25 protein-coding genes and 1 riboswitch are annotated in these 23,807 nt (G+C 69.9%); of the genes, 13 read left to right on the top strand and 12 right to left on the bottom strand.

Annotated elements, in window-relative coordinates; genetic code table 11:
• Positions 1 to 5 precede the first annotated feature (5 nt).
• From ACWPN7_RS31605 to ACWPN7_RS31620, 4 genes are all read right to left on the bottom strand, one after another.
• Positions 6 to 302 carry a GNAT family N-acetyltransferase gene (locus ACWPN7_RS31605; RefSeq protein WP_459197057.1) on the bottom strand — a complete coding sequence of 99 codons (297 nt, stop codon included), beginning with the start codon at positions 300 to 302 and terminating at the stop codon, positions 6 to 8.
• Entirely contained in the window at positions 299 to 1,912 is a 1,614-nt protein-coding gene (locus ACWPN7_RS31610) for an alpha-amylase family glycosyl hydrolase (protein ID WP_459197056.1), read from the bottom strand. Before ACWPN7_RS31610 ends, ACWPN7_RS31605 begins: the two co-directional genes overlap by 4 nt.
• A gap of 10 nt (positions 1,913 to 1,922) precedes the next feature.
• A complete protein-coding gene (locus tag ACWPN7_RS31615; protein WP_014242490.1) occupies positions 1,923 to 2,708 on the bottom strand; it encodes an SDR family oxidoreductase in 786 nt (261 codons plus the stop codon).
• 88 nt (positions 2,709 to 2,796) lie between these two features.
• On the bottom strand, positions 2,797 to 3,753 hold the full coding sequence (locus tag ACWPN7_RS31620; protein ID WP_459197055.1) for a DMT family transporter: 957 nt from the start codon (positions 3,751 to 3,753) through the stop codon (positions 2,797 to 2,799).
• 266 nt (positions 3,754 to 4,019) lie between these two features.
• Between ACWPN7_RS31620 and ACWPN7_RS31625 the strand changes: the two genes are divergently transcribed.
• Complete coding sequence (locus tag ACWPN7_RS31625) at positions 4,020 to 4,202, top strand: hypothetical protein (protein ID WP_040136312.1); 183 nt, start codon at positions 4,020 to 4,022, stop codon at positions 4,200 to 4,202.
• An 8-nt stretch (positions 4,203 to 4,210) separates the two neighbouring features.
• On the opposite strand, the gene ACWPN7_RS31630 is transcribed toward ACWPN7_RS31625, so the two are convergent.
• From ACWPN7_RS31630 to ACWPN7_RS31640, 3 genes are all read right to left on the bottom strand, one after another.
• Positions 4,211 to 4,507: a DUF1289 domain-containing protein gene (locus tag ACWPN7_RS31630; protein ID WP_459197054.1), complete on the bottom strand. Its 297-nt coding sequence runs from the start codon at positions 4,505 to 4,507 to the stop codon at positions 4,211 to 4,213.
• Positions 4,508 to 4,597: 90 nt separating this feature from the next.
• Complete coding sequence (locus ACWPN7_RS31635; RefSeq protein ID WP_200475344.1) at positions 4,598 to 4,942, bottom strand: hypothetical protein; 345 nt, start codon at positions 4,940 to 4,942, stop codon at positions 4,598 to 4,600.
• Between the two features lie 16 nt (positions 4,943 to 4,958).
• Complete coding sequence (locus ACWPN7_RS31640) at positions 4,959 to 6,647, bottom strand: methyl-accepting chemotaxis protein (RefSeq protein ID WP_459197053.1); 1,689 nt, start codon at positions 6,645 to 6,647, stop codon at positions 4,959 to 4,961.
• A 218-nt stretch (positions 6,648 to 6,865) separates the two neighbouring features.
• A riboswitch (yybP-ykoY riboswitch) is annotated at positions 6,866 to 6,987 on the top strand.
• Between the two features lie 83 nt (positions 6,988 to 7,070).
• On the opposite strand from ACWPN7_RS31640, the gene ACWPN7_RS31645 reads away from it, so the two are divergent.
• Positions 7,071 to 7,634 carry a manganese efflux pump MntP gene (locus tag ACWPN7_RS31645; RefSeq protein WP_040136303.1) on the top strand — a complete coding sequence of 188 codons (564 nt, stop codon included), beginning with the start codon at positions 7,071 to 7,073 and terminating at the stop codon, positions 7,632 to 7,634.
• Positions 7,635 to 7,660: 26 nt separating this feature from the next.
• On the opposite strand, the gene ACWPN7_RS31650 is transcribed toward ACWPN7_RS31645, so the two are convergent.
• Positions 7,661 to 8,086, bottom strand: a complete 426-nt coding sequence (locus tag ACWPN7_RS31650; protein WP_040136301.1) for a hypothetical protein — start codon at positions 8,084 to 8,086, stop codon at positions 7,661 to 7,663.
• A 76-nt stretch (positions 8,087 to 8,162) separates the two neighbouring features.
• Positions 8,163 to 8,516, bottom strand: coding sequence for a hypothetical protein (locus ACWPN7_RS31655; protein WP_014242482.1), 354 nt, complete (start codon positions 8,514 to 8,516; stop codon positions 8,163 to 8,165).
• A gap of 279 nt (positions 8,517 to 8,795) precedes the next feature.
• On the opposite strand from ACWPN7_RS31655, the gene ACWPN7_RS31660 reads away from it, so the two are divergent.
• Positions 8,796 to 9,485, top strand: coding sequence for an alpha/beta fold hydrolase (locus tag ACWPN7_RS31660; RefSeq protein ID WP_040136298.1), 690 nt, complete (start codon positions 8,796 to 8,798; stop codon positions 9,483 to 9,485).
• Between the two features lie 51 nt (positions 9,486 to 9,536).
• On the opposite strand, the gene ACWPN7_RS31665 is transcribed toward ACWPN7_RS31660, so the two are convergent.
• On the bottom strand, positions 9,537 to 9,731 hold the full coding sequence (locus ACWPN7_RS31665) for a hypothetical protein (protein ID WP_040136296.1): 195 nt from the start codon (positions 9,729 to 9,731) through the stop codon (positions 9,537 to 9,539).
• A gap of 267 nt (positions 9,732 to 9,998) precedes the next feature.
• Here ACWPN7_RS31665 and ACWPN7_RS31670 point away from each other — a divergent pair, with 267 nt between their 5' ends.
• Positions 9,999 to 10,832 (top strand): tellurite resistance TerB family protein, encoded by an 834-nt coding sequence (locus ACWPN7_RS31670; protein WP_040136293.1) that lies wholly within the window; start codon positions 9,999 to 10,001, stop codon positions 10,830 to 10,832.
• A gap of 143 nt (positions 10,833 to 10,975) precedes the next feature.
• Positions 10,976 to 11,569, top strand: coding sequence for an O-methyltransferase (locus tag ACWPN7_RS31675; protein ID WP_040136291.1), 594 nt, complete (start codon positions 10,976 to 10,978; stop codon positions 11,567 to 11,569).
• A 12-nt stretch (positions 11,570 to 11,581) separates the two neighbouring features.
• Here the strand turns inward: ACWPN7_RS31675 and ACWPN7_RS31680 are convergent, their stop codons facing one another.
• Together ACWPN7_RS31680 and ACWPN7_RS31685 are read right to left on the bottom strand one after the other, a co-directional pair.
• Positions 11,582 to 14,992 (bottom strand): acyl-[ACP]--phospholipid O-acyltransferase, encoded by a 3,411-nt coding sequence (locus ACWPN7_RS31680; RefSeq protein ID WP_459197052.1) that lies wholly within the window; start codon positions 14,990 to 14,992, stop codon positions 11,582 to 11,584.
• A gap of 3 nt (positions 14,993 to 14,995) precedes the next feature.
• Positions 14,996 to 15,589 (bottom strand): TetR/AcrR family transcriptional regulator, encoded by a 594-nt coding sequence (locus ACWPN7_RS31685; protein ID WP_459197051.1) that lies wholly within the window; start codon positions 15,587 to 15,589, stop codon positions 14,996 to 14,998.
• 175 nt (positions 15,590 to 15,764) lie between these two features.
• On the opposite strand from ACWPN7_RS31685, the gene ACWPN7_RS31690 reads away from it, so the two are divergent.
• The 8 genes from ACWPN7_RS31690 (at position 15,765) to ACWPN7_RS31725 (ending at position 23,795) form a co-directional block, all read left to right on the top strand.
• On the top strand, positions 15,765 to 16,937 hold the full coding sequence (locus ACWPN7_RS31690; protein WP_459197050.1) for a M20 aminoacylase family protein: 1,173 nt from the start codon (positions 15,765 to 15,767) through the stop codon (positions 16,935 to 16,937).
• A gap of 331 nt (positions 16,938 to 17,268) precedes the next feature.
• Complete coding sequence (locus tag ACWPN7_RS31695; protein ID WP_492273719.1) at positions 17,269 to 18,594, top strand: NAD(P)/FAD-dependent oxidoreductase; 1,326 nt, start codon at positions 17,269 to 17,271, stop codon at positions 18,592 to 18,594.
• A 2-nt stretch (positions 18,595 to 18,596) separates the two neighbouring features.
• Positions 18,597 to 19,130, top strand: a complete 534-nt coding sequence (locus tag ACWPN7_RS31700; RefSeq protein ID WP_459197048.1) for an L-2-amino-thiazoline-4-carboxylic acid hydrolase — start codon at positions 18,597 to 18,599, stop codon at positions 19,128 to 19,130.
• An 82-nt stretch (positions 19,131 to 19,212) separates the two neighbouring features.
• Complete coding sequence (locus ACWPN7_RS31705) at positions 19,213 to 20,325, top strand: ABC transporter substrate-binding protein (protein WP_119507275.1); 1,113 nt, start codon at positions 19,213 to 19,215, stop codon at positions 20,323 to 20,325.
• Between the two features lie 54 nt (positions 20,326 to 20,379).
• Positions 20,380 to 21,294: a branched-chain amino acid ABC transporter permease gene (locus tag ACWPN7_RS31710; protein WP_040136279.1), complete on the top strand. Its 915-nt coding sequence runs from the start codon at positions 20,380 to 20,382 to the stop codon at positions 21,292 to 21,294.
• A complete protein-coding gene (locus ACWPN7_RS31715) occupies positions 21,281 to 22,309 on the top strand; it encodes a branched-chain amino acid ABC transporter permease (protein ID WP_199228224.1) in 1,029 nt (342 codons plus the stop codon). Before ACWPN7_RS31710 ends, ACWPN7_RS31715 begins: the two co-directional genes overlap by 14 nt.
• On the top strand, positions 22,306 to 23,073 hold the full coding sequence (locus tag ACWPN7_RS31720; RefSeq protein ID WP_059399535.1) for an ABC transporter ATP-binding protein: 768 nt from the start codon (positions 22,306 to 22,308) through the stop codon (positions 23,071 to 23,073). Before ACWPN7_RS31715 ends, ACWPN7_RS31720 begins: the two co-directional genes overlap by 4 nt.
• Complete coding sequence (locus ACWPN7_RS31725; protein WP_459197047.1) at positions 23,070 to 23,795, top strand: ABC transporter ATP-binding protein; 726 nt, start codon at positions 23,070 to 23,072, stop codon at positions 23,793 to 23,795. The genes ACWPN7_RS31720 and ACWPN7_RS31725 overlap by 4 nt, the downstream gene beginning before the upstream one ends.
• Positions 23,796 to 23,807: the final 12 nt, after the last annotated feature.

Raw genomic sequence — 23,807 nt, forward strand, 5'->3', positions numbered from 1 at the left:
TCGCCTCACGTCGATGGTCCGCCCTCCGCGACGACCAGATCCTGGTACTCCGGGTGGCGCTGGATGTATTTGGCCACGAAGGGGCAGACCGGCACAACCTTCTGCCCGCTGGAGCGCGCATCCTCCAGCGCGCCGCGCGCCAGCGCGGAGCCGATGCCCTGCCCGGCCATGCTCTCCGGAACCTCCGTGTGGGTGAAGACGATGGCCCCGTCGCGCTTTTCGTACTCCACCACCGCGGTGGCGTCGCCCACGGACAGCTCGTACCGGTTCTTGGCCGCGTTGTTCTTCACGTCTCCGCTCATTCCCCACCCTTTCCCTTGTCGTCGAAACCGATCACCACCCCCTCGTCGGGCCGCAGGCGCAGGGCGCCGGACACCGGCTCCCCACCGCGGTCGAGATGGGTGGACAGCCGGATATGGGCAGCGTCCGGCATCGCGTCCACCGTCCGCTCCGCCGCCGACAGGTTCAGCAGGACGCGGAAGCGGCCGGTTCCGTGACGGCGCTCGTAGGACAGGACGTCGTTCTCCGCCGACACCGGCTCGTAGCGCCCGACCGACAAAGCCGGCTCCGCCCGCCGCAGGGCCAGCAGGGCGCGGTGGAGCGCCAGCATGGAGGACGGGTCGGCCGCCTGTGCCGCGACGTTCACCTGCTCGTGGTCGGGGCCGAGCGGCAGCCAGGGCTCGCCCGTCGTGAAGCCGCCTTGCGGACCGCCGTCCCAGGGGATCGGCGTGCGCACCGGATCGCGGCCCAGCCCCAGGCCGGGGATGTTCTTCTCCCACGGGTCCTGCACGCGGTCCGGCGGGATCGGCACGTCGGTCATCCCGATCTCGTCGCCCTGGTACAGCGTCGGCGTGCCGCGCAGGGTCAGCAGGAGCATGGCCGCCACCCGCGCCTGGCCCCGCCCCAGCCGGCTCGCCACGCGGGAGCGGTCGTGGTTGCCGAGCACCCAGTTCGGCCAGCCGCCGGGCGGCAGGGCGGCCTCGTAGGTCCGGATCAGCGCGGCCAGCGCCTTCGCCTCCCACGGGGTGGACAGCAGATGGAAGTTGAAGGGAAGCTGGAAGCCGGTCAGGTCGGCGCCGTAATAGGCCATGAGCTGGTCGATGGGCAGATAGGCCTCCCCGATCAGAAGCCGGTCGGGGTCGTAGCCGTCCGCCACGCGGCGCATCGCTGCGATGGCGTCATGAACCTCGGGCTGGTCGACTGTGTGCAGGCGGATCAGCCGGCGGACCGGCGACATGCCCTCCCGCCAGCCGGGGTTCGGCGGGTTGTCGCGGAACCGCGCGTCCTTGATCAGGTGGTGGATGGCATCCACCCGGAAGCCGTCCACCCCGCGGTCGAGCCAGACGCGCAACGCGTCGAGCATGGCCTCGCGCAGCGCCGGATTCCGCCAGTTGAGGTCCGGCTGCTCCTTCAGGTAGGCGTGGTAATAGTATTGGCCGGTCGCCGCGTGCCATTCCCAGGCGCCGCCGCCGAACTCCGACAGCCAGTTGTTGGGAGGGCCGCCATCCGGGGCCGGGTCGCGCCAGATGTACCAGTCCCGCTTGGGATCGCTGCGCGACGAACGGCTGGCCTGGAACCACGGGTGCCGGTCGGAGCTGTGGTTGGGTACGAAATCCAGGATCAGCTTCATGCCCCGGCGGTGCAGCTCCGCCAGCAGCCGGTCGAAATCCTCCATCGTCCCGAACAGCGGGTGGATGCCCGTGTAGTCCGACACGTCGTAGCCGAAATCAGCCATCGGCGACGGGTAAATCGGCGACACCCACAGCGCGTCCACCCCGAGCGCCTGGAGATGGTCGAGCCGGGCGAGTATCCCCGGCAGGTCCCCCACCCCGTCGCCGTTCGAATCCTGGAAGGAGCGCGGGTAGACCTGATAGATCACCCCGCTCTGCCACCACGCGAAGCCGTCCGCCATAAGCGCTTCCTCAGCCGATCAGCAACGACTCGGCGCCGTCGATCCAGACGGGCGTGCCGGTGATGTGCTTCGAGCGGTCCGACGCCAGGAACAGCGCCAGCTCCGCCACGTCGGCGCTGCTGCCCGGCTTGCCGCGGGTCAGCGGTATCTCGCCGTCGGGATATTCGGCGGCCTCCTCGGCCTCTGCGGTGTTGCGCGCCTGGGTGTTGTCCTGAATCTTGGTGTCGATCATCCCCGGACAGATGGCGTTGACGCGGATGCGGTGCTTGGCCAGCTCCAGCGCCAGCATCTGGACCATGGCGACCTGCGCCGCCTTGGTGCAGGAATAGGCGGTGGCCCCGGCGTTGCTGAACACCCGCGTGCCGTTGATCGAGGCGGTCACCAGCACCGACCCGCCGCCCGCCTTCTTCAGATACGGCACCGCGTGGTGCAGCGTCAGGTAGGTGCCGCGCAGGTTGATGTTGATGGTGCGGTCCCACTCCTCCGGAGTCAGCTCGTCGATCGGCGCCCAGACGCCGTTGATGCCGGCGTTGGCGAAGACGATGTCCAGCCGTCCATATTCCTGGACCAGCCGGTCCACCGCCCGCTTCACCGCCTCGCTGTCGGCGACGTCGGCGACGAGGGGGATGGCCTTGCCGCCCGCTGCGGTGATCTCCTCCGCCGTCTTGCGGATCTCGTCCTCGGTGCGGCTGAGCACGCCGACGCTCGCCCCGGCGCTGGCGAACAGGGTGGCGGACGCCTTGCCGATGCCCGACCCGGCCCCGGTGATGAGGGCGACTTTTCCGTTCAAATCCATGATGTAACCGGCTCCGCTGCTTGTGCTGGGACAGCAGAGCCAACCGATGGCGGCCGGGCCGGTTCCCGTCTTTCCGTGTCCTGTCTTTCTAGGCGCCCGCGGCGGGCGCGCGGCGGTTCACCAGCCAGATGCCGGCGCAGACCAGCAGCATCGCCGCGGCGAGGCTTACGCTGACCCGCTCGCCCAGCAGCAGGGCGCCGGACAGCACGCCGAACAGCGGCGTCAGGAAGGTGAAGGCCGACAGGCGGGCCGCCGGGTAGCGGGCCACCAGCCAGAACCAGGCGAGGTAGGAGGCGAAGGCAACCACCACGATCTGGAAGGCGAGGCAGGCCAGGGCCAGCGGGCCGGGCGCCGTCACCCCCGCCTCGCCCATGAGAAGCGAGGCCAGCGGCATCACCGCCCCGGAGACGGCGAGCTGGTAGAACAGCACCTTGGTCGAACTGGCGCGGACCAGCTTGCTGCCCTTGATGACCAGGGTGGTGGCCGCCCACAGCACCGCCGCCGCCAGCACCATCAGGTCGCCGATCATCTCGTGGTTCGTCGGCAGGCGCAGCCCGTCGGCGAAGGCGACGGCCACCCCGACGAAGGCGCAGACCAGCCCGGCCGCCTGGACGCCGCGCATCCGCTCCCCCGGCAGCAGCAGATGCGCGCCGACCGACACCAGGAAGGGGGCCGTGTAGAGGAACAGGATGCTGCGTGACACCGTGGTGTAGGACAGCCCGGCATAGACCAGCAGGAACTCCCCGGCGAACAGCAGCCCGGCCAACAGGCCCAGCCCCAGCGTGCCGTCCCGCTCGAACAGGCGCATGCCGCGCAGCGCCGCCCAGGCCCACAGCAGCGCCAGCGCGCCCAGCGAGCGCAACCCGCCCTGGAGCACCGGCGAGAATCCAGTCATGGCAACCTTGATGGCGACCTGCTGCAGGCCCCAGAGCAGGCAGAGCAGAACCAGCGTGGCGGAGGCGGCGCCGTCCAGCTCCGCGCGGCGTTCGGTCATGGCGATGGCGGTCATGATGATGGCTGCGGCGGCGCGGCGGTCCACCGCCATCCCCACCGCACGTCCTCCCGGTTTTTCTTCCTTCGACGTGCAGAATGGGACGGCGCCGGGAAGCCGGTCAACGAACGCCTGCGAAGGGCAGACCCGCGCGTGGGCTCGATGGCCCGGACGGACTTTTGTGCAATGCGGTATGCAGGCATGCCCATAATGCGCAGCTCACCGCCGCTCCGAGGTTCATATTGAACGGGCAATCGACGGCGCCGCCTTTGCGGCGCCCGCCCCTCCCACGGCAAATCAACACCCGAAAAGGAACGGACGTGATCCACAAGATCATGGACAAGATCGACCGCGTCATCGCCCAGAAACGCGAGAGCGGCGAGCTTGATGCTTGGCTTTCCAACGGCATGGCCCGCCGTTACTGCCAGGAACTGACGGCGTCACAGAGGCACTATTATCCTGCCCTGCTGCTCTATGTGGAACGGCACGCCGGGATTGGGTGAGGCGGTGTTCACTCCGCCGCTTTGACGACCGACCCCTCCAGCTCCGACCGGCGGGCGCGCAGGGTAGCAAGCTTCACTTCCAGCTTGTGGATTTTCTTGTCGAGCTTCTTCGCCCGCTTGCCGTCCCTCTTGGAGACGGTGCCGCCGCGCGCGGCGATGCGGGCGTTGATCGCCGCCTTCGTCTCGTCCGACAGGCGTTTCCAGTGCCTCACCTCAGCGCGGGTGCGGAAGCAGCCCATGCAGCGGTCCGCCGCATCGTAGCGGCAGAGCTTCGTGCAGGGATTGCGGGTGTCGTGCGTGCTCATAGCGCCATAGGATGGGTGCGGCAGGGCCGAAGGAAAAGCCCCGGCCGCCCCGTCCTGCGGACGATTCTCAAAAAAGCGGGTCTGCGATGATCAGGGCGTCACGCGCCCGGACAGGCAGGAGGCCCGCGCCCGCTCATCCACCGCCACCGCCGCGGCGCCGGCTCCCCCCTCCCCGCCATAGAGCGCGGCGGGAAGCGGCCGGCCGGTGGCCTCGCCCTCCTTGCGGTGCCAGGACAGGATGCAGGAGCACACCCGCACCGCCGCCTCGGTGGAGCTGGTGCTCTGCGCGGCGAAGGGGCTGGCCTCACAGGCCGCCAGGAACTCCCGGTTCGCGTCGGTCCGCCCACCGTCCGGCGGGTCGCCGCTGAAGACCAGCAGGGCCGCCAGCGACGCGAAGAAGAACACGAACAGCAGCGAACGCGGGTTGCGGAACACGGGCGGAACCCTTTCTTCAGGCCGAGCGGATCTGCCGCAGGAACGCACCGGCCTGCTCGCGCAGGGCCAGCGCCTGCCGGCCGAGATCGGCGGCGGCGGAGCGCACTTCCGACGCCATGGTGCCGGTCTCGTGCGCGGAGGCCGACACGTCGCGGACGCTGTGGGTCACCTCCGACGTGCGGTCGGCGGCGCGCTGGACGCTGCGGGCGATCTCACCGGTGGTGGCGTTCTGGCGGTCGGCGGACCCAGCGATGCGGCCGACCAGATCGTTCACCGCGACCACCGTGCGCCCGATGCCGCCGATGGCCGTCACCGCGCTGCCGGTCACCGCCTGGATCTCCGCGACCTGCTGGGCGATCTCGTCGGTCGCCCTGGCGGTCTGGTTGGCGAGCCCCTTCACCTCGTTGGCGACGACGGCAAAGCCCTTGCCGGCCTCGCCCGCCCGCGCCGCCTCGATGGTGGCGTTCAGCGCCAGCAGGTTGGTCTGCGCGGCGATGCTCTGGATCAGCGTCACCACCTCCCCGATCTTGCCGGCGGCGGCGGCAAGGCCCTCGACCGTGTGGTTGGTGCGCTCCACCTCCTCCACCGCTTTGCGGACCATGCGGGAGGACTCGTCGATCTGGCGGGACACCTCGACAATGGACGCCGTCAGCTCTTCGGTGGCGCCGGCCACGGTCCGCACGTCGTCGCTGGCCTCGCCCGCGGCGCCGCTGACCGCGACGGCCTGCCCGCTGCTGCTCTCGGCGATGCCATGCAGGCGCTGGGCGTTGGATTCGAGCTGGGCCGTGGTGGCGCTCAGCGTCTCGACGACGCTCAGCATCGTGCCTTCGAAGTTGCGGGCAACCGCCTCCAGCGCGTCGCGGCGGTCCCGCTCGGCGCGGGCGCGCTCCTCCGCCTGAGCGGCGTCGAGCCGGGCGACCCGCTGCGCGTTCTCCTTGAAGACGCTCAGCGCCCGGGCCATGCCGCCGATCTCGTCCTTGCGGCCCAGCGCCGGTATCTCGACCGACAGGTTCCCCGTCGCCAGCCGCTCCATGGCACCGCGCATGGCGGACAGAGGGCGGAAGATGCGCCGCGACAGCAGCAGGCTGCCGCCGGCCACCAGGAGCGTCACCACGGCGCCCAGCCCCCCGATCATCGTCTGGGTGTCGCGGATCGGGGCGAAGAACTCCGCCCTCGGCACGCCGACATAGAGCACGCCGACCACCTTGCCCGAGCGGTCCTTGATCGGGTCGTAGGCGGTGTAGAAGGGAACGCCCAGGATGTCGGCCTGCCCGCGGTACGGCTCGCCCCGGACCAGCACGGCGTCATAGACCGGCCCCTTGGCCAGCTTGGTGCCGACGGCGCGCCCGCCGTCCGGCTTCTGGACGTTGGTGGTCACCCGCGTGTCGCCCATGAACAGGGTGGCGGTGCCGCCGACCAGCGCCTTCACCCGGTCCACCGGCTCGAAGAAACCGTTCAGAGCCCGGTCGCCGGCGTACAGCGCGCCGTCGCGGACGCTGATGTCGCGCCCGTACTGGTTCAGCACGTCCCAGGCGACGCGCATGTTGGTTTCCTGCCGCTCGACCGCCATGCGCTCCGCATAGCGGCTCAGCAACGTCTCATTGACCGCAAAGGTGGCGCTCGTCAACACGACCAATCCACCGACACACAGCGACACCGTCTTGCCCGAAAGCGACAGCGAGCCGACCCCCGTCAGCAACCCCATGGCGAACCCCCGCGCCCAATGATGCCCAGTGAATCCGAGCGTTTCGTACCCCAACGAACCGCAGCGGCATAAAAGCGTCAGAGGCTCTTAACAAATCGTTCCGGGCCGCACCACGCCTTACCTACGGCGGGGCGCGGCGCATCCTTTTTAGAGCGATTCAAACATATATGAACAGCTGTTCATATAGATTGACACCCAGACTCTCCGGCGTTAGGGTCCGCCCCGTCATTGGGGAGTAGCCACCCTCCTGCGAGAGGGGCGTGCGCCAACAGACTCGGGACCATCCTGCCTCAGGCGGTCCCGTGGCGCACGCGGCAGCCGGACAAAGTCCGGCCGGTTCGGCAAGACCGATGGTGCGGACGCTCCCGAAGGCCAACCGGGGGTAGCCGTGCTGTCGTGTCCGTTTGGCCGGAGTTCGTTGCCATGCTCGGTGTGACCTCCCTCGTCCTCGCCGTCAGCCTTTCCATGGACAGCTTCGCCGCGGCGCTGGGCCGTGGCGCCGTTCAGAAGCGTCCCGGCCTGTCCGAGGCGTTGCGGGTCGGTTTCGCCTTTGGCCTCTGCCAGCTCTCGATGGCCTCCATCGGCTGGGCGGTGGGTTCGGCCTTCGCCGGCTTCGTCCAGGCGATCGACCATTGGATCGCCTTCGGCCTGCTGCTGCTGATCGGCGGATCGATGATCCGCAACGCGCTCGCCGGGGAAGGGGACGACGAGGCCGCCGCCGCCCGCTCGGGCTGGCTGGCCCTGCTGACCGTGGCGGTGGCGACCAGCATCGATGCCAGCGCGGTGGGGGTGGGCCTCGCCATGGCGGACGTCAACATCGCGGTGACCGCCAGCCTGATCGGCGTCGTCACCTTCCTGATGGGCTTCGGCGGCGTCCTGCTGGGCCGGGCCGCCGGCCCGCTGCTGGGGCGCCGGGCGGAGCTGATCGGCGGCCTCGGCCTGCTCGCCATCGGCACCAAGATCCTGGTCGAGCACACCCTTCTGTAACGCCCAACCGCCAACGGTCGCCCTCCTCAGGCGGCGACCGCGTGGATGGTGTGGCCGGCGGCGACGGCGGCCACCGTCTGGGCGAGCAGGCCCGGACGCTCCTGAACCCGGTCGCAGACCGCGCTGAAGTCGATGGACAGCGTCCGCTCTCCACGGTCGCTCAATGCGCCGCAACGGCGCCCGGCGTGCTCCAGGGTCGCCACGGCGGCCCGGATGACCCCGGCCCCGATCTTCAACCGGCTGGCCCGCGCGGCCTCGGCGATGCGCGGCTCGTTCTGAGCCAGCCAGTGGGACAGCCCCTGCGCGGCCAGCGCGAACTCCCGCTCCAGCGCCGCCGGGTCGCACAGCACGGCACCGTTGGGCAGATGCAGCCGGCCGTTGGCCGATGGGAGCGACAGCGCCGCCGCGATGATCGCGGAGGCCAGTTCCTGCCCGGAGAAGGGCGTCGTCACACAATCACTCATCATACAAGCGTTCATCGTTTCGCTCTCCAGCAGGACCAGACGCCGGGTCAGGACACGGACAATGTCAGGGCACGGACAATTGCGCGCGGGCCATGCCGCCGTGCAGCGTGTCGAAGCAGACCACGCACTCCGGCGAGTCGGCGATGTAGGCCAGAACATCCGCATAGGGGCCGTCGATGTGGATGAGTTCCGCCCCGCGATCCTCCGCCGCGCCGCGGCTGTGGGTGATCGTCAGCATGTCCATGCGCGGGCCGCGCCCGCCGGTGGTCGCCGCCAGCACCGTCGCCCGCTGCCGATGATCGGAATTGCGGTGATCGGGGCGCAGGGCGACCACGACGCCGGCGGGGGCGGCATCCTCGACACCGCGGACGGCGTTCGGGCGGCTTCCGGGACGGACGGCGGAAAGGGTCTTGACCATGGCTCACCTCAAGGGCTCGGGCTGGCGATACGGACGGACTGGCTTGGCAGAAGGGGCGGACAATCGCCCCGCCTCACTGTTGGTATACCGTATCCCAGAACAATCTTAGCTTCAAGGGCGATTTTGCGAAATTTTCATCCCGCTCCGCAGCAAGACATCCTTTGACCCCAGAGTCCGGGCGGCTTTTCCGCAGGGAGGAAAAGCGGAGGCTCCGCGCTGGACAGGCGGGCGCGGGCGTGTTCAGAGGATAGGGTCGGTCACTGTCACGGGAATCGGTCCATGGACCCGGTCGCCACTTCCGTCATCCTCGTCCACGGCGCCTTCGCGGACGGCTCCGCCTGGAGCCGCGTGATCCCCCTGCTCCAGGCCCAGGGGCTGGAGGCGATCGCCGTGCAGAATCCGCTGACCTCGCTGGACGAGGACGTCGCCCATGTCCAGCGCGCCATCGACCGTGCCAAGGGACCGGTGGTGCTGGTCGGCCATTCCTGGGGTGGGGCGGTGATCACCCAGATCGGGAATCAGGACAAGGTGAAGGCGCTGGTCTATGTGGCGGCTTTCGCGCCGGGGATCGGGCAGTCGCCGAACGACACGCTGAAGCCCTTCCCGCCCTCGCCCGGACTGTCCAGCGTGTCGATGGACCGTGCGGGCTATCTGCATCTGTCGGCGGAGAGCTTGGCGGCAAACTTCGCGCAGGATGTGCCGGCGGCGGAGGCAGCGCTGCTGGCCGCGACGCAGGGGCCGGTCCATGCCGGCTGTTTCCGCACGCGGGTGACCGCCGCGGCGTGGGAGCACAAGCCGTCCTGGTACATCGTCGCCAGCGAGGACCGGATGCTTCCCCCAGCCTTCCTGCGGGCGACCGCCGAGCGCATCGGCGCGCGGACGGTGGAGATCGGGGCCAGCCACATCCCGCACGCCTCCCAGCCCGACGCGGTGGCGGCGGTGATCATCGAGGCGGCGGGCGCCCGCTGACGGGCACCCGACCGCTCCCGGTCACAGTTTCAGGGTCACGGTTTCACGGCATCATCCGGCGGCGCAGCAGGAGGCGGGCTCCGGATCGGACTCGTCGTCGTTTGCGGCGACGCAGCCGTGGGCCGTGTCCAGCAGGCGGTGGAGATAGTCGTTCCACAGCGACCCGCAGGCCGGCGCCGGCGGCGGAACGAACGGTGTCGGCGACAGGTCCAGCGGAGACGGCTCCGCGTGCCGGTCGAAGGTCATGGGCGTCTCCTCCAAATGCCACCCGCCGACCGGCGGGCGTTGGCGCTTGCTGCGCTCTGATGCGCGCCACGATAGCGGAAGTCAGTGTTCTGCACAGCCTGTTCGAAAGCCACCCCACCTCTGGCATAGAGGCCGTCATAGAAGAGGGATCGGCTGGTCAGGCCCATCATTGGCACCGATAGCTGTGCCGTGACGCCAATCCCTTTCGTCTGTTGATGAGGCGCGAAGCTGCATCGACACGGACACCGATAAGGAGAGAGGCGCGTCATGGCGAATCTTCAGAACATCCTCGGCACCCTTCTGGCGACCGGTATGGGAGGGCACAGCCGCAGGAGCCCGCAGGATCTGGGAGCGATCCTGAACCGGTCAGGGATGGGCGCCGGGCCGGCGATGCACGCCCGCAGCGGCATGGGCGTCGGCCCCATGGCCGGGCTGGGCGCGCTGGCCTATCTCGCCTACCGCGCCTATCAGGAACGGCAGCAAAATATGCCTCCGTCGGGGCCGTCCTCCGGACAGCCCTCCTCCGGACAGGCGCCGGCCCGCTCCGGGCAGCCGGGGACCAGTCCGTGGGGGGCGCCGTCGTCCGGTTCGGGCAGCACGCCGGGGGGCATCCTGGGCGGCATCCTCGGCGGGGCCAGTGCTTCCGGCGGCGGATCGCTGGGCGAACGGCTGTCCCAGGTCTTCCAGCAGCGCACCGCTCCCCCGCCCGACGCCGCCCCGTCGGGAGCCGATGAGGGCGCCTTTCCCGAACTCGCCATGGAGGACCAGCACGCCCTGCTGCTGATCCGCGCCATGATCGCCGCCGCCAACGCCGACGGCGAGATTTCCCCGGCCGAGCGCCAGCGCGTCATGTCCGCCCTGGACGAGGCCGGCGGCGGGCCGGAGGAACGGCGGATCGTGGAGCAGGAACTGTCCCAGCCGCAGTCGCTCGACTCGCTGGTCCGCTCCGTCACCGATCCGGACATGGCGGAGCAGGTCTATCTGGCCTCGCTGATGGCGGTGGACCGCGAGCATGAGGCGGAACGCGCCTATCTCACCTACCTCGCCACCCGCCTGAAGATCGCCCCGCAACGCGCCGAACAGCTCAACCAGGCGGCGTGACCGCTCCAACCGCAAAGCCCCCTTCCGCCGCCTTGCGGGAGGGGGCTTTCCATTGACCGCAGCCTATTGACCGCACTCTCTTGACCCCACGGCCACAATCGGCGCAGGGTCTTGTCCCTATCTCCGCCACCGGGACCAACACCATGCTGCTGGATGACTCCGTCGACCGTGTGCTCCGCGATCTTGAGAGCTATGGGCGCGACAACGACGCGCGCGAGGGCGACCGCGCCCGCAAGATGCTGAATCTGGAGCGTGAGACGGCGGAACTTCTGCACATCCTGGTGCGCAGCGGGCGGCGCCGCCGGGTGCTGGAGATCGGCACATCCAACGGCGTCAGCACCCTGTGGCTCGCCGCGGCGTTGCAGGCCGTCGGCGCCACGGACCCACTGACCAGCATCGAGCGCGATCCGGGCAAGAGCGCGCAGGCCGCCACCAACCTGGAGCGCGCCGGGCTGGCCAGCCGCGTCAACCTGCTGGTCGGCGACGCGACGGAGACGGTGGCGGGGCTGGACGGCCCCTTCGACTGCGTGTTCTTCGACGCCGACCGCTGGAGCGCCCCGGAGCAGCTTCGCCTGCTGCTGCCGAAGCTGGAGCCGGATTGCCTGCTGCTGGCCGACAACGCCCTGTCGCACCCGCAGGAGATCGCCGGCTACATCGCGGCGGTGGACGCCCTGCCCGGCTTCGGCTCCACCATCTTCCCGGTGGGCAAGGGGCTGCACGTCGCCTGCCGCCCCTGACCTCACCACACGTCAGGCCGTTTCGCTCGCCAGCATTTCCGCGGCCAGCCGGCTGACGGCGGGGTAGTCGGTCTTGCCGGTGCCGAGCAGGGGGATCGTCTCCACCCGCAGCACGTCGCGGGGAATGGCGATCTCCGGCGCGCCCTTGGCCTTGGCCGCCGCCGCCAGGGCGTCGCGGGTCGGACCGGTGCCGGCGGTGACCAGCACGATCCGCTCGCCGCGCCGGGCGTCCGGCAGGGCAACCGCGGCATGGGTGGCGTCCGGCGCGGCCTGGAGCGCCAGTTCCTCGACCAGCCCCAGCGGGACCATCTCGCCGGCCACCTTGGCGAAGCGCTTGACGCGCCCGACGATGCGGATGAAGCCGTCGGCGTCGATGTCCACGATGTCGCCGGTGTCGTGCCAGCCGTCCTCCGGCGGTTCCACCACGCCGGGGTTGTCGGCGCGCATGTAGCCCTTCATCACGTTCGGCCCGCGCACCCGCAGCCGCCCACCGACCGGCACGCCGGGGACCGGCAGCAGCTCCGTCTCGATGCCGGGCAGGGCCTGCCCGACCGTGCCGGGGCGGAAGCGCGCCGGCGTGTTGACCGCGATCACCGGGGAGGTCTCGGTGGTGCCGTAGCCCTCCAGCAGATGCACGCGCAGCCGTTCCGTGTAGGTGCGGCGCGTCTCCTCCTGCAACCGCTCGGCCCCGGCGAAGACCAGCCGCAGCGAGCGGAAGTCGTAGGGGTCCGCCGCCCGCGCCCAGGCGTTCAGGAAGAAGTCCGTGCCGAACAGCACCGTGGCGTTGGTCTGGTAGACCAGTTCCGGGATCAGCCGGACATGGCGCGGGTTGGGGTAGAGCACCGTCTTCACCCCGTTCAGGATCGGCAGCAGCATCCCGCCGAGCAGCCCGAAGGAGTGGAAGACCGGCAGGCAGTTGAACACCACGTCCTGCCGCGTGAAGTCGACGACGGAGGCCACCTGCGCCATGTTGGCGAGCAGATTGTCGTGGGTCAGCGCCACGCCCTTGGGCGGCCCCTCCGACCCCGAGGTGAAGAGGATCGCCGCCACGTCGTCCGGCTCCCCTTGCTCCGGCAGGAAGCGTTCCGGCGCCACCGACGCGGCCAGCGCCCGCAGCTTGTCGCCGATGCCCAGCCCGCGCTTCACGTCCTCCAGATAGACGATGCTGTGCTCGGCGGCGAGCGCCTCGACCAGCGGGCCGAGCCGTCCCATCTCCACGAAGCGGGCCGACGTGACGATGCGGCGCAGCCCGGCGGCGCGGCAGGCGGCCTTGATGGCCTCCGCCCCGGCGGTGAAGTTCAGCATCGCCGCCGGCCGCCCATAGGCCGCCAACCCGAAGAACACCGCCGCGGTCGGCGAGGCGGTCGGCAGCAGCACGCCCACCGCCTCGCCCGGCTCCGTGCCGCGGGCCAGGATGCGGCCAAGCACCAGGGAACGCGCGGTCAGGGCGCGGTAGGACAGGGTCGTGAAGTCGCCGTCCTGCACCGCCGCCTTGCCCCAGCCGGTCTTCCGTCCGGCCTCCAGCAGGGCGAGCGCCAGCGTGTCGGGCCGCTGCCCGGCGGCGAAGACGGTTTCCGTCATGACGCGCGACAGCCAGGACTTCAGCGCTGCCCGCCGCTTCTTGCCGGCCAGACCCGTCACGTCCGGGGTGGCGACCGGCGGCATGACCGTGATGGTGATCCGCGGGAACAGGCCCAGCCGCAGCCGCCCGTGCATCCGCGACAGGATCGAGCGCTGCGCCCCCTCGATGCAGACCGGAACGATGGGGCAGCCCGCCTTGTCGGCCAGCATGCCGGGACCGCCGTTGATCTTCATCAGCGAGCCGGTGACGGTGATCCGCCCCTCCGGGAAGATGCAGATCTTGTGGCCCTCGGCCAGGCTGCGGGCGAGCAGGCGCGTGCCCATGGGCTTGGTCGGGTCGATGGTCACATGGTCGGCCAGCGCCAGGAAGGGCTTGGCCCAGGCCTGCTGCGCGATGAAGCTGTCCACGGCGAAGCGCATCCCCGGCAGGAAGGCGGCGAGCAGCGCGCCGTCGAGGAAGGACTGGTGGTTCGGCGTGACGACGGCCGCACCCTCCAACCGCTCCAGATGCTCGGCGCCGCGCAGCTCGACCCGGAAGGCCAGCCGGAAAAAGGCGCGGGCCAGCGCCCGCCCCAGTCCCACCGCGTCGATGGCGAGCGCCAGGACGACGGCGGCCAGCATGCTCGCCCCGCCCCAGGCGGCGACGGTCAGCGGTGTCACGCCCAGCGCCAGCATGGCCGCCGCGATGCCCGAGCCGACCACCATGAACAGCGCGTTGACCACGTTGGCCGCCGCGATCACCCGGGCGCGGGCCGAGGCCGCCGCGCGGTGCTGGATCAGCGCGTAGAGCGGCACGGCGAAGGCGCCGCCCGCTGCGGCGATCAGGAACAGGTCGGCCAGCAGCGGCATCGCCCAGGGCTGGGCCAGCAGGGCCAGCGCCGACAGCGGCTCCGCCGACGGCGCATCGGGCGTCAGGAAGGGCAGCGCCGCACCGGCCACGGCCGCGACGAGGCCCGCCAGGGCAGCGCGGCGCGCGTCGGCGCGCGAGGGCACCCGGTGCCCCAGCCCGGCGTAGACGGAACCGACCGCCACGCCCACGGCGAAGACCGCCAGAAGCAGGGTCGCCCCCTCGCTGTCGGTGCCCAGCGTCTCCCGCGCGATGGCCGGGAACTGCGCCATGACGACCGCGCCGACGCCCCAGAAGACGGAGATGCCGTAGATCGCCAGCATCGACACGCGGTCCTGCGCGGTGGCGCGCAGAACGCGCAGGGTGACCGACACCGGGTTCAGCCCGACGCGCACCGTCCGGTCGGCGTTGCCCGCCCGCGGGATCAGCAGCGACGCCGCCAGCCCGCCCAGCGCCGTCGCCCCGAGCAGCCCCGGAAGCGCCAGCGGGTGGGCCAGGGCGAGCGAGCCGCCGGCGATGGTGCCGAGCAGGATCGCCACGAAAGTGCCCGCCTCCACCAGCCCGTTGCCGGCGGTCAGTTCCTCCGGTTTCAGCAGGTCGGGGAGCAGGCCGTACTTGACCGGTCCGAAGACGGTGGAATGGGCGCCCATGCCGACCAGCGCGACGATCAGCACGCCGAGGTCGGCGCGCATGATGCCCCAGGCGGCGATCGCCATCAGGCCGATCTCCGCCACCTTCACGGCGCGGGCGATCAGCGTGCGGTCGAAGCGGTCGGCCAGCTGGCCGGCGGTCGCCGAGAACAGCAGGAAGGGCACAGTGAAGGCTGCCGCGGCGAGCGTCGAGATCAGCGCGCCGTCACCCGCCGTCCCCGCCATGCCATAGACCGCCAGCACCGCGATGGCGCCGCGCAGCACATTGTCGCCGAAGGCGCCGAGGAACTGCGTCACGAACAGCGGCAGGAAGCGCCGCGTGGCGAGAAGGCCGAGTTCGCCCATGGCTCAGGTTTCCTTTCCGGTGGACAGGCCGCGCAGCAGCGCGTCGGCGACCGTGTCGGCCAGCGTGCCGAGCGGGGCCGTCTGCCGTCCGTAAACGTGCGACTGGATGTTGAGGACGATGGCGCCGATCACGGTGTGGGCCAGCGCCTCGCGGTCGGCGTCGACGATGCTCCCCTCCGCGATGCCGTCGCCGACGATGGCGCAGACCGCGTCCACCGGCGTCTCCAAACCGTCATTCATCAGGGCGGGCACCAGCGGCAGCGCGTCGTGCTGCGACAGCAGGAGGAAGCGCGCGCGGTCCGGCGCCGCCTCGACCAGACCGAAGGCCCAGGCGACGACGCGGCGCAGCCGCTGCGGCGCCGGACCGCTTCCCGCCGCCGCGCGCAGGTCATGCGACAGGGCGGTGTATTCGGCTGCGAACAGGGCGGCGGCAAGCTCCTCCTTGCTCGCCCAATGGCGGTACAGCGCCCCCTCCGACACCCCGGCGGCGCGGGCGATGTCCTTGATGGTGGTGGCCTTCACCCCCTTCTGGGCGAACAGCGCGATGGCGGCGTCCCGGACCTTGTTGCGTGCGTCGCTGCGGGCATCTTTGGACATGGCGCTTCCGTTCGTGGCGTTCGTTATGAGTGAACGTTCACTCACATCCTGCACGGAACAGGTCCGCGCTGCAAGGGTGATGTGACGGCACCGCATCGTCGTGCGCTTTGCACGACGGGTGCTTTTTTGGGCAAGATCATTCGCACACACTCATGAAACACAGGGAACCAGGGACATGGTGAGGACGATCGACGGGACGGAGGCGCTGACGGCCGACATGACCGCGTGGCGGCGCGACCTGCACGCCCACCCGGAAACGGCCTTCGAGGAGGAGCGGACCAGCGATTTCGTGGCGGAGAAGCTGGCCTCCTTCGGGCTGGAGGTTCACCGCGGCCTCGCCAAGACCGGCGTGGTCGGCCTGCTGCGCAACGGCGAGGGGCCGGCGGTCGCCTTCCGCGCCGACATGGACGCCCTGCACATCCACGAGCAGACCAACCTGCCCCACGCCTCGCGCAATCCCGGGCGCATGCACGCCTGCGGGCATGACGGGCACACGGCGATGCTGCTGGGCGCGGCGCGCCACCTGTCGGCGCATCCGAACTTCCAGGGCACCATCGCCTTCGTCTTCCAGCCTGCGGAGGAGAACGAGGGCGGCGGGCGCGTGATGGTCGAGGACGGGCTGTTCGAGAAATTCCCCGTCGAACAGGTCTACGGCATGCACAACTGGCCGGGGTTGGAGGTCGGCAAGATCGCGTTGCGCCCCGGCCCGATCATGGCCGCCTACGACATCTTCGAGCTGACCCTGACCGGCAAGGGCACCCACGCCGCCATGCCCCATCTGGGCACCGACACGATCCTGGCCGGGACGCAGATCGTCAACGCCTGGCAGACCATCGCCAGCCGCAGCGTGCATCCGGTCGATTCCGCCGTGGTCAGCGTCACGCAGTTCCACGCGGGCGATACGTGGAATGTCCTTCCGGCCACCGCCGTCCTGCGTGGAACCACCCGCACCTTCCGCAAGGAGGTGCAGGACATGGTCGAGCGGCGCATGGGCGAGCTGGCCAAGGCCATCGCCAGCGGCTTCGGGGTCGAGGCGGAGATGCGCTACGAGCGCCGCTACCCCTCCACGGTGAACGAGGCCGGGGCGACCGAGCTGGCCCGCCGGGCCGCCGCCGGAGTCGTCGGCGAATCGGGGCTGGACCTGGACCCGATGCCCAGCATGGGGGCTGAGGACTTCGCCTTCATGCTGCAGCAGCGGCCGGGCTGCTACGTCTGGGTCGGCGCCGGGCCGTCGGACGGCGGGCGGAACCTGCACAGCCCGCATTATGACTTCAACGACGCGGTTCTGCCCATCGGCCTCAGCTATTGGGTGCGGCTGGCCGAAACGGTTCTGCCACAGGCGGCGTGATGGTCATTGCACCCGCTATCCCCTCTCCCGCCCCGGGAGAGGGAGGGGCCCGCCGCAGCGCGGCGGGAGGGTGAGGGTGCCAGCAAGACTCAGCGCCCTGATACTCGCGTGACCCTCACCCGCCCGCTACGCGGGCACCCTCTCCCGGGGCGGGAGAGGGATTACAGGCCACCGCCATCATTCCGGCAGCCTTGTACAAACCATTCCTATCTCCCTATGGTTTGTGTATGAAACAGGAAAATTACCGCGCCCCGTCCATGGTAATTGCCCGAGTATGCAATTTGTCCCATGATCGGGCCGATTTCACCCGACAGACGTGGGACAAGGCACGGTGAAGGCGATAGAGAACAAGACCGGTGTTCCTGGAACCGGCGGCATCTGGCAGCGGCCCGACTCCCTGTGGGAAGCCACGGCTCCGCCGCCGCCCGCCCTTCCGGTGCTTGAACACGCGGTGGCGGCCGACCTGCTGGTGATCGGCGGCGGCTTCACCGGCCTGTCGGCGGCCCTGCACGCCGCCGAATCGGGCAAGCGCGCCATCGTTTTGGAGGCGTCGGAGATCGGGCGCGGCGCGTCCGGGCGCAACAACGGGCAGGTCATCCCGACCCTGACCCGCCCCGACCCCGAGGACCTCGTCGCCAAATTCGGGCCGGAACGGGGCGAGCGCTTCGTCGCGCTGATCCGCGACAGCGCCGAGACCCTGTTCGCCCTGATTCGCCGTCTGGGCATCGACTGCGCGGCCGAGCAGACCGGCTGGGTGCAGCCCGTCCATTCGCCGGGCCGCATCGCCATCGCCGAACGGCGGGCGAAGCAGTGGGGCAGTCGCGGCGCTCCGGTGGAGCTTCTCGACCGCGCCGGCATTTCGGCCCTGCTGGGCACCGACGTCTATTACGGCGGCTGGATGAACCGCAGCGGCGGCCACATCAACCCGCTGGCCCTGGCCCGCGGGCTGGCCGGCAAGGCGGTGGAGGCCGGCGCGTCGGTCTTCATCAACTCTCCGGTCCTTTCGGTGGAGCGGCGCGGCGACCGCTGGGTCGCCCGGACGCCGGCCGGCACGGTGACCGCCCATGCCCTGGTGCTGGGCACCAACGGCTACACTGCCGCCGTCTTCCCGGAGATCCGCACGGAGGTCGTGCCGGTCCTGTCCTGGCAGATGGCCACCCAGCCGCTGGACGAGGCGCAGCGGCGCAGCATCCTGCCCGGCCGTCAGGCCATGTCGGACACCCACGGCGACCTGCGCTTCATGCGCTACACCGCCGACCACCGGCTGGTCAGCGGCGGCGCGCTGCTGGTCCCCGTCGACGGGGCCGACCGGCTGCGCCGCATCGTCGGGCTCCGGCTGGCCTCCATGTTCCCCACCCTGCGCGGCCTGCGCTTCGACCATGTGTGGAACGGGCGGATCGCCATGACCACCGACTACACCCCGCGGGTCCATCAGCTCGGCCCCAACGCCTTCACCTGGGCGGGCTGCAACGGGCGCGGCGTCGCCCTGTCCGTCTCGCTGGGGCGGGAGCTGGCCTACGCCGCGCTGGGCCGCGATCCGGCGGAGCTGGCGCTGCCGCTGACCGAGCCGCGCCCCCTGCCCTTCAACGACCTGCTGCAACGCATCGGGCCGTTCAAACTCCTGCAATACCGCTGGAACGACATCCGGGAAATCTGACGATGACTAAAGACACCAAGCCGCCGGCCTTTGCACCCGCCGCTGGCGCCGCCCCGGACCACGCCACGCAGCTGCGCAACGCCTACGCCATGCGGGCCGCGTCCTACGCCCACATGTTCGACGTGCTGCGCGAGCGCTACGGCACCGAGACGGCGCTGGACATCGGGCGCGAGGCGACCCGCCGCCTGGGCGAGGCGATGGGTGTGAAGTACGCGGCGCACGGCCCCGACGACCTCGCCGGCCTGTGCCACGCCTTCCTCGACGGCATCCCGAACCGCGATTCCATGTTCGCGCCGGAGATCAAGCGCTGCGACGGCGACGCGCTGGAAATCCATTTCCACCGCTGTCCCCTGAAGGAGGCGTGGCAGGCCCAGGGCAAGTCCGACGAGGATCTGGAACTGCTCTGCAACATGGCCGGCGCCATCGACGGCGGCCTGTTCGAGGCGGCCGGCTTCGTCTTCCGCGGCGAGACCTGGAAGCCCGGCGACGAAGGCTGTTGCCGCCTGAAGGTCCTGCCCGGCCCGAAGGCCGCCTGATCCGCCGAATAAGCCTCCCAATCGTACGACGCTGCCCAACACCGGCCTCGAAGCCGGCCTTCACAAGAAAGGTTCACACGCGATGACCGCCCTGAAGACCGCCTCCCTCGCCGCCCTCATGACAGCCGCGCTGGCTGGCACCGCCTTGGCCGCCGACACCGTGAAGATCGGCTACCAGCTGCCGCTGACCGGCGAGACCGCCCAGTACGGCCAGGACTTCCGCAAGGCCGCCGAGATCGCGCTGACCGAGTTCAACGCGTCCGGCAAGCCCTTCAAGGCGGAGATCGTCTTCGAGGACAGCCGCTCCGACGCCAAGGAGGGCACCAACATCGCCCGCAAGTTCGTGGACGACAAGGCGATCGTCGGCGTGCTGGGCGACTTCACCTCGGGCGTGTCGATGGCCTCGGCGCAGGTCTACAAGGACGCCGGGATGCCGCAGCTCTCGCAGACGGCCTCGCATCCCGACTACACGAAGATCTCCAAGTACCAGTTCCGCAACATCGCCACCCAGGCGCAGGAAGGCCCCTACAACGCCAAGTGGATGCTGTCCAAGGGCTACAAGAACATCGCCGTCATCGCCGAGCAGACCGACTGGGGCCAGTCCGTCGTCTCCGGCTTCACCGACGGCGTGAAGGCCAACGGCGGCACGGTGGTCTTCTCCGAGTTCTTCAACCGCGGCCTGAAGGACTACCGTTCGCTGATCAGCAAGCTGGAGCGCGCGAAGCCGGACGCCATCTACACCGGCTTCTTCTACGAGGACGGCGCGCAGTTCCTGCGTCAGGTGCAGCAGCTCGGCATCAAGACGCCGGTCTATTCGACCTCGGCCGCCTACAGCCCGAAGCTGATCGAGCTGGCCGGCGAAGCCGCGGAGGGCGTGCACCTGACCTCCAACTTCCTGCCGACCGACCCGGCCCCGCACATCCAGCATTTCGTGACGGAGTGGAAGGCCGCCTCCAACGGCGCGGTTCCGGGCCAGTTCCCGGCGCAGGCCTATGACGCCGTGCGCATCATGCTGGCCGCGGTCGAGAAGGCCTACCCAAACCCGACCCGCGAGAAGGTGCGCGACGCCCTGGCCGAAACCAAGGACTTCCCCGGCGTGACCGGCAAGACCAGCTTCAGCGCCGACCGCGAGGCCGAGAAGGAGCTGGTGAAGGTCGAGGTCAAGGGCGGCGCCTTCGTGCCGGTCGCCGACTGACCGGCGCGCCCCCTTCCGACCCGATAGCCTAACGATCTCCAGCGAACGGTCCGCATGATCGACCCATACTACCTCCAGCAGCTCGCGATCGGGCTGTCGCTGGGGATGACCTACGCGCTGATGGCGATCGGCTTCACGCTGATCTTCGGCGTGCTGAACGTCGTCAACTTCGCCCATGGCGAGGTCTACACGCTGGGCGCCTTCGCCGGGCTGGTGCTGATTTCCGCGACGGCCCCGCCGATCTTCGCGGTGATCTTCATCGCCCTGGCGATCGGCGCCATGGCCGGATTCTCGCTGGAGCGGATCGCCTTCAAACCCTTCCGCCGCTTCACCGACGAGGCGTCGCTGAAGTCGCGGGCGATGCGCGAATCCACCCTGCTCTCCTCGCTCGCCGTGTCCATCGTGGTGCGCGAGGCGCTGGAGATCGTGTTCGGGTCGCAGATGCGCTCCGTCCCGTTCGAGTATCTCATCAACACGCCGGTGCGCATCGGGCCAGTGATCCTGGTGACCGGCGACTTCATCATCTTCGGCGTGGCCGCGGCGATGCTAATCGGTCTCCAGTATCTGCTGACCCGCACCCGCATCGGCCTGTCGATCCGGGCGGTGTCGAACAACCCGCTGGGCGCCAAGTATGTCGGCATCGACACCGACCGCACCATCATCATGACCTTCGTCGTCGGCTCGATGATGGGGGCGGCGGCCGGCATCCTGACGGGGCTCTATTACGGGGCGATCTTCCCCGCGATGGGCTTCGTGCCCGGCATCAAGGCCTTCGTCGCCATGGTAATGGGCGGCCTGTCCTCGATCCCCGGTGCGGTGATCTGCGCCCTGATCCTGGGCATCTCGGAGAGCATGGCGACGACCTTCGTGTCGTCGGGCTGGTCGGACATGGTGGCCTACGGCTTCCTGATCCTGACCCTGATCTTCTTCCCCAACGGACTGTTTGGAGCGCGCCGTGAACGTGTCTGACCTGTCAGCGCCGCGGCGCGGGCAAGGCGCTCTGATTCCGCTCCTGCTCGCCCTGCTGGTCTTTGTCGGGCTGCCGGCCGTGCTGGCCGGCTTCGACCGCGGCTATTTCTACCAGATCGCCAATCTGGCGCTGATCTTCATCCTGCTGTCCGCCTCCATGCATCTGGTCACCGGGGTGGCCGGGCTGCTTCATCTCGGGCACGCGGCCTTCTACGGGGTGGGGGCCTACACCGCCGCCCTGCTCTCGACTAAGTTCGGGCTGGGCTTCACGGTGACGCTGCCGCTGTCTGGTCTGGTGGCGGCGCTGATCGCCTTCCTGGTGGCGCTGCCGACCATGCGGCTGGTCAGCATCTATTTCGCCGTGGCGACGCTGGCCATCGGGCAGATGCTCTATCTGGTCATGCTGAACTGGGTGGAGTTCACCAAGGGCCCCAACGGCATCATCGTCACCAAGGGGCTGGAGCTGTTCGGCTTCAGCCTGTCGGGCCGGCTCGCCACCTACTACACGGTGGCGACGGTGGTGGCGCTGTGCGTCCTGGCGATCGGCCGGCTCAGCCACTCCTATTACGGCAACGCCCTGCGCTCGATCCGCGAGGACGACCAGTGCGCCGACGCCATGGGCGTCAGCACGGCGCGCCTGAAGATGGAGGCCTTCACCCTGTCGGCCTTCTTCGCCGGGGTGGCGGGCAGCCTGTGGGCGCACATGACCGGCTACATCTCGCCGGGCGACTTCAAGTTCTCCGAATCCATCCTGATCCTGGCGATGGTGGTGGTGGGCGGCCTGGGCAGCCTGCCCGGCGCGGTGATCGGCGCGCTTCTGCTGATCCTGCTGCCGGAGGGGCTGCGCGCCTTCGGCGACTTCCGCAACATCATGGTCGGTCTGGTGATGTTCCTGTCGATCCTGCTGCTGCCGAAGGGCCTGCTGGGCGAGGTCTCCGCGCTCCAGCTCGCGCGGCGCCAGCTGGGGGCGGCGTGGCGCAACACCGTGAAGGGCGAAGGGATCGGCTGGCGATGACCCATCTTCTCGACATCCGCAACGTCAGCCGCCGCTTCGGCGGCGTGCTGGCGGTGAACGACGTGACCGGCCATGTGGACGAGGGCGAGCTGGTCGGGCTGATCGGTCCCAACGGCGCCGGCAAGACCACCCTGTTTAACCTGATCTCCGGCTTCACGCCGCTGTCGTCGGGCACCGTCGCCTTCGACGGCAGGACCATCAGCGGGCTGAAGACCAACCAGGTGGCCCGGCTGGGCATCAGCCGCACCTTCCAGAACCTGCGCGTCTTCCCGAACATGTCGGTCTTCGACAACGTGTCGGTGGGCGCGGTCGGCGCGCTGCCGCAGGGGGCGCTGGGCGCGCTGTTCGGCTCCCTCGCCGGGGGCGGCGCCCGCTCCGCCGAGATCAGCCGGCGCACCTGGGAAGCGCTGGAGGCCGTCGGCCTGACCCATGTGGCGGGTGAACTGGCGGCCAACCTGCCCTACGGCCAGCGCAAGTATCTGGAGATCGCCCGCGCGCTGGCGATGCAGCCGCGCTTCCTGATCCTCGACGAGCCCGCCGCCGGCCTGAACGACACCGAGACGCGCGCGCTGGCCGACTTCATCAAGCGGCTGCACGGCACCGGCCTGACCATCATGCTGGTGGAGCACGACATGACCCTGGTCATGAGCATCTGCCAGCGCATCCTGGTGCTCGCCTCCGGCCGCAAGATCGCCGACGGCCCGCCCGACGCCATCCGCCGCGACCAAGCGGTCCTGGAAGCCTATCTGGGGGTGGACGCATGAGCCAGCCGCACTCCGACGCGCCGATCCTCGCGATCGAGAACCTGCACGTCACCATGGGGCCGCAGGAGATCCTGCACGGCATCGACCTGACCGTGGCGCAGGGCGCCATCGTCGCCGTTCTGGGCTCCAACGGTGTCGGCAAGACGACGCTGATGCGGGCCATCTCCGGCGTCTACCGGGCCAGCCGGGGCAGCATCGCCTTTCGCGGCGAACCCATCGCCAACATGCCCGCCCACCGCATCGTCAAGCTCGGCCTGTCGCAGGCGCCGGAGGGCCGCCAGATCTTCTCCAACATGAGCGTACGGGAGAATCTGGTGCTCGGCGGTGGCGACATCGGGCTCGGCGAACTCGACCGGATGCTCGACATGTTTCCGGTCCTGCGCGAACGCCTGCGCCAGAACGCCGGGTCGCTGTCGGGCGGCGAGCAGCAGATGCTGTGCATCGCCCGCGCCCTGATGCGCCGCCCCGCCCTGCTTCTGCTCGACGAACCGTCGCTGGGGCTGGCCCCGATGGTGGTCGCCCAAATCTTCGATCTGGTGCAGCGCATCCGGGCGGAGGGCGTGTCGATCCTGCTGGTCGAGCAGAACGCCCGCGCCGCCCTGCGGGTCGCCGACCACGCGGCGGTGATGGAGGACGGGCGCATCGTGCTGGCCGGACCGGCCGCCCAGCTCCGCGACGATCCCCGCATCGCCGAAGCCTATCTCGGCGGGCATGCGCATTGACGGCTTCTTGAG

This window comes from Azospirillum sp. UENF 312511, from assembly GCF_058780635.1.